Annotated in this window: 7 protein-coding genes; 2 read left to right on the forward strand and 5 right to left on the reverse strand. The window is 54.4% G+C overall.

All coding sequences use genetic code 11. The features are described 5' to 3' along the window. Together ACGYK9_RS19085 and ACGYK9_RS19090 are read left to right on the forward strand one after the other, a co-directional pair. On the forward strand, window positions 1–377 hold a 377-nt coding region (locus ACGYK9_RS19085), incomplete at its 5' end, for a hypothetical protein (protein WP_394422693.1). Window positions 378–464: 87 nt separating this feature from the next. Further along, entirely contained in the window at window positions 465–1,301 is an 837-nt protein-coding gene (locus tag ACGYK9_RS19090; RefSeq protein ID WP_394422695.1) for a sulfotransferase family protein, read from the forward strand. A 48-nt stretch (window positions 1,302–1,349) separates the two neighbouring features. Here ACGYK9_RS19090 and ACGYK9_RS19095 read toward each other — a convergent pair whose 3' ends face one another. The 5 genes from ACGYK9_RS19095 to ACGYK9_RS19115 all read right to left on the reverse strand — a co-directional run. Next, on the reverse strand, window positions 1,350–1,973 hold the full coding sequence (locus ACGYK9_RS19095) for a hypothetical protein (RefSeq protein ID WP_394415276.1): 624 nt from the start codon (window positions 1,971–1,973) through the stop codon (window positions 1,350–1,352). A 148-nt stretch (window positions 1,974–2,121) separates the two neighbouring features. Further along, window positions 2,122–2,445: a hypothetical protein gene (locus ACGYK9_RS19100; RefSeq protein WP_394415274.1), complete on the reverse strand. Its 324-nt coding sequence runs from the start codon at window positions 2,443–2,445 to the stop codon at window positions 2,122–2,124. Then, entirely contained in the window at window positions 2,423–2,623 is a 201-nt protein-coding gene (locus ACGYK9_RS19105; RefSeq protein ID WP_394415272.1) for a hypothetical protein, read from the reverse strand. Before ACGYK9_RS19105 ends, ACGYK9_RS19100 begins: the two co-directional genes overlap by 23 nt. Window positions 2,624–3,403: 780 nt before the next feature. After that, the gene (locus tag ACGYK9_RS19110) at window positions 3,404–3,817 is read right to left on the reverse strand and encodes a c-type cytochrome (RefSeq protein ID WP_394422697.1); all 414 of its coding nucleotides are present in this window, start codon (window positions 3,815–3,817) and stop codon (window positions 3,404–3,406) included. Between the two features lie 172 nt (window positions 3,818–3,989). Then, window positions 3,990–4,214: hypothetical protein (locus ACGYK9_RS19115; RefSeq protein ID WP_394422699.1), on the reverse strand; the 225-nt coding region annotated here is incomplete at its 5' end.

The raw sequence follows: 4,214 nt of genomic DNA on the forward strand, positions 1-4,214 counted from the left end.
GAGAACGTGCTGTTGGAATGAGTGCCAGTATCTACGCAAATACGGCGAAGCTGCATGAGAGCGAGCTTAAACTGTTCCACCCAAAGCGTCCGTGGCCTCCCCGCAGACGCTTTTCATCGGGAGGGGCATTGTTTGATGGCATGCTGACCTATTGGGTGGAGAAGGGAGATATGATCGACAATATGTTTGCGCGCTCAGCGAAGGTGGCGGCATCGGAGCCGATGGCCGGAAAGGTCCTGATGGAGGTGATTGAGCGACTGAAGCTTGGCCCAACTGTCTATAGGCGGTTTAAGCGTATATCGGGGGTGAAGGCCGCGCCCCTGGTAGACGATAAGATCAAAGAGCGGCTACAGCGGATTATGAAGAACAATGTTTGAGCCGGTGGTGAGCGCACCCTGTACCGCTCTCGTGTTTGGGGGCTTCATCGGCGCTTGGTCTCAGGATGAGACAAGCAGGAATGTGATATGAACAAAGGTCGTAAACCCGATATCCTGTGTATCGGCGCGCAGAAGGCAGGCACGTCTTGGCTACATGTCACCTTGGCAACCAGACGGGACATTTGGGTGCCGCCGTTCAAGGAACTGCATTTTTTTGACCATAAGTTCATTGCTGAATGCCGGCGGTGGGCGCCGTGGCATGTCAAACAGGGACTTCAGGGGGCGCGTGCGCGCCATCTTGCAAGCGCCTCACCCCCAGATGAGGCCTATCTGGCATATCTTGATCGTCTTCAGACCGCGCCCATTTTGAACGGCACGTGGTATAAGTACATTTTTTCCCGCGCTCCGGAGGATCAAAAATGCCTCGATGTCACGCCGGAGTACTCATGTATTCCAGATGAGGGTGTGGACTTTTTCAAGCGCTTTTTGCCGCAGAGCAAACTGATCTACCTCATCCGTAACCCCTTGGATCGGTTGAAGTCCCAGCTGCGCATGAATGCACATCGCAGGAAGAAACTGCCTTCATCGCCACAGGAGTGGGAGGCGCTCCTCGACATGCCTGCACTTCGTACGCGCGGAGATTATCTGAACAATGTGCCCCGGTGGAGCGCACGTTTTGCGCCAGATCAATTGCTGTACTTACCCTACGGACAAATCGGAAAAGACCCTTTGAGCCTTTTGCGCAAGATCGAGCATCATTGTGGCTTGCCTTCCTCTGAGTACCCTCAAGCTGCTGAGAGAGTTCATCAAACAGCGCCGCTGCAGTTGCCGGACTATGTCATTGAGCGTTTGGAGGAGCTGGCTGCGCCCCAGGCCGCGTTTCTTCGAAGCCATTTTGGCGAAAGCTTCTATAAAGAAACGTAAGAAAGGGGCATGGAACGTTGTCTGACGTGGCGAAGGTCGAACTTGGCCTCAGCCGTCACGCAAGGTGACCTTCGACATGGCGGCAATCCTGATCAGATCTAGCTCATACTGGGCATCCATGCGGATCTGGAGCTCTTCATCGATTTGGACAATCTTACTGAGAAGCTTTGCGCTTTTAAGGTGATGGCAAGCCTCTTGCGACAGGGCTTTGCGGGTTTGAGGATCAACAAGCTCGACGTCTATATCAAGCAGGGCTGCCAAGAACGGTAGCATCACCTGATGGGGCTGCTCGAAATTCCAAACTGTTAGGGTAGCTCTGGGACAGGCAGCCGTGATGCGAGACACCAGGTCGGCCCAAGAATGAACTGGCGCCGCGCGGTCAGAAGGACCGGGGGAGATGTCATCATCCGCCAGCAGATATGTCCAAGATTCTGCTTGAGGGGCGATTGCTAAATGCAGATGCAGCTGGCGGTCGGAGAACGCATTGTCGAGGTTTTGAGCTCTGCGCTTGGCCTTAGGAAACATGGTTTTTTTGGTGAGCATATCGTTTACCGGGCCGAGAAGCGCGTGTTCGCTGATGATAATGTGCTTAAAGGCGTCGAGAGCCTTTTTGTCTCTTAGAACAGGCTCAACAGCACCTTGTAGAAGGCCTAACTTGTCTGAGGCGACCATTGTCGCTCTAAAATGCTCAACGTATTCGTGGCGCGTGATGGCTTTGGTCGACGTACTTAGTAAGACCCTCCCCAAGTGATCTGATATGCATTCTATAAAGCCGGTCGCGATACGGTTTGCCCCAAAGTGGACAGTTGCCGTTCTTTGGTCAGGCATCATCAAACTCCGGAAACCCGTGCTGAGAAATTGTCTCATGGCCTTGGGCGATGCCTTTAGCGGCCTGCGCCAGCGCACCAGCCTGGTGCATAATAATTTTGTACTTTAGCTCCAGCGCCGCGAGGCTTGGCTCTAACCGCGTGAGCTCTGCCTCGGTGAGGCTGTTTGCGGCTTCATCAGAAGATAGAATTTCTTCGAGAAGCTCTGCAACTTCTGCCAACCGAGCTTGGATCAGCGCGCGATCTTTTGCGTCAAAGCTGCTGACTTTGAGAGAAAGAGCCTCTTCCTCGGCATCAATCGTTAGCTTGAAGCTCATGGCCTATTCCCCCGTAAATCCGCTGAGGTTCCCCTTGCGCAACGCAGACCACGAAGTCGCCTCTTTCTGCCGCAGAGCGGTAGGTTTCATTTTCAGGGCTGAGATCAGCGAGGATACTGGCGGGAGCAAGATCGATCCTGAGATTTTGAGAGTAGAAATTCGCGATCTTCTTAAACACTGGCCCAGGCACCTTTTTGCACGAGATCACATTATAAAACGGGCGGCTTGTCTGCAACGCGCTTCAAAGAAACGGCGGACTGCGATCGTTCGCGGCTACACCGCTCGAGAACTGCCTGCCTAACCGCTCGGTGAAGAGGGGGGCGGAAAGCTACCTATTATGTTTCGGCTACCGTATGCAGTTCCCCACAACCCGCGCGCAGAGAGCCGCTTGGTATGTTTCCGCTTAATAAAGCAGAAAGCCAGCTGGTCGGACAGATATCTTGGCAAGAAGGAAACATCCTCTTACAACATCTTGACCCCAGGGAGGCCCCTCCGCCGGGGCTGCTGGTTGGTGGATAGGCGCCCCCCCCATCGGGCTGATTGATCATGTCCGATGCAGTGCTTATGATCCGAGCGCTTGCAGATCGGACGAAGATTGGCGTTCAATGAAGGGGTAAGCCCGTGCCGATCTGGCAGTGCGCTGTCGGCCTCCGAGGCTTGTTTGATTTTGGGGAAAGATGGTGGCACGGCTAACGTGGAAAGAAATTGATCGCACTCGAGGGCCAAAGAACTGGCTGCTTCGCCCTCTTTGTTGGTTTCTAGGGCATGGCTTCTATCAAGCGGATGGTGAAAGCTGGGTAGATGCTACTTTGATTTGTCCCAGGTGTGGGCAGAAACATTCCCGGTAAGGGGGCCCCTGTGCGAATATACCTCGCCTCTCTTCGGCAGTGTATGGATGCCGCAAACTGGCCTGAGAGACAAGGTAAACCTCCGGCGCTGGCCGTCTGATCTCAGGTTCCTATCGCTGGATGCTTTCTATATAGATTAGCAATCCCGCGAGTTCACGCGGCGTTGGCGTGAGGACGCCATTGATCTCAACTGGCACCGTGTCATGTGCCATTGATCCGCCGAATTGGGGCATATCTCGCGTCAATTCGCGTTGCTCAGGATGACCATAGACATAGCTTAGAGCCCGCGCGCGCGGGAAACTGCCCCCGTTCTTACGGGCGAGAAGTGTCAAATTCGTTGGCGCGGCATCGAGTGTTGGTGCCAGAGGGCCATCGCCTTTTCCGGACATGCCATGACACGAAACGCAGTTTGCCGCATAGAATTTGGCCCCATCTGGGGCTTCGGGCATTGAGGGTGCTGTGCAGGCCGCCACCACAATACCAAGCGCTGCCGTTGAGAATAGGGGAAGTTTAAGGGGTGGCATATTGGTTCCTCTCGGTGTCGGTGCAAGTTAAGCGCTTCAACCGTAACTGTTACGCTGCGCGTTGAACATAGCAGCATAGAGACCCTTTTGCTCGATGAGTTGTACGTGCGTGCTTTTTCCGATCACGGACATGATCTGCATGAGCATTCCCAAACAAGGCTTCGTAAGCGGCTTAAACCAACTCAGCACCATCTTGAACATCCAAAAACAGCGTGCCGTCGGTACACTCTAGCCGGTCGAGGCCTACGAGTTCCTGCGGCTCGCTCCCGGGTAATGTGACCGTAATCCATCCTCTTCGATAGCGATCACCGTGCCGCTGAACGGCAATTGGAAGGTCCGGCGCTTCGGCCCCCGTCGCGGACGAGGGCCTTGTCGTTCTATGGGTCAAATACGCATG

This window comes from Sulfitobacter sp. 1A15258 (assembly GCF_043557045.1).
Classification (GTDB): domain Bacteria; phylum Pseudomonadota; class Alphaproteobacteria; order Rhodobacterales; family Rhodobacteraceae; genus Sulfitobacter; species Sulfitobacter faviae.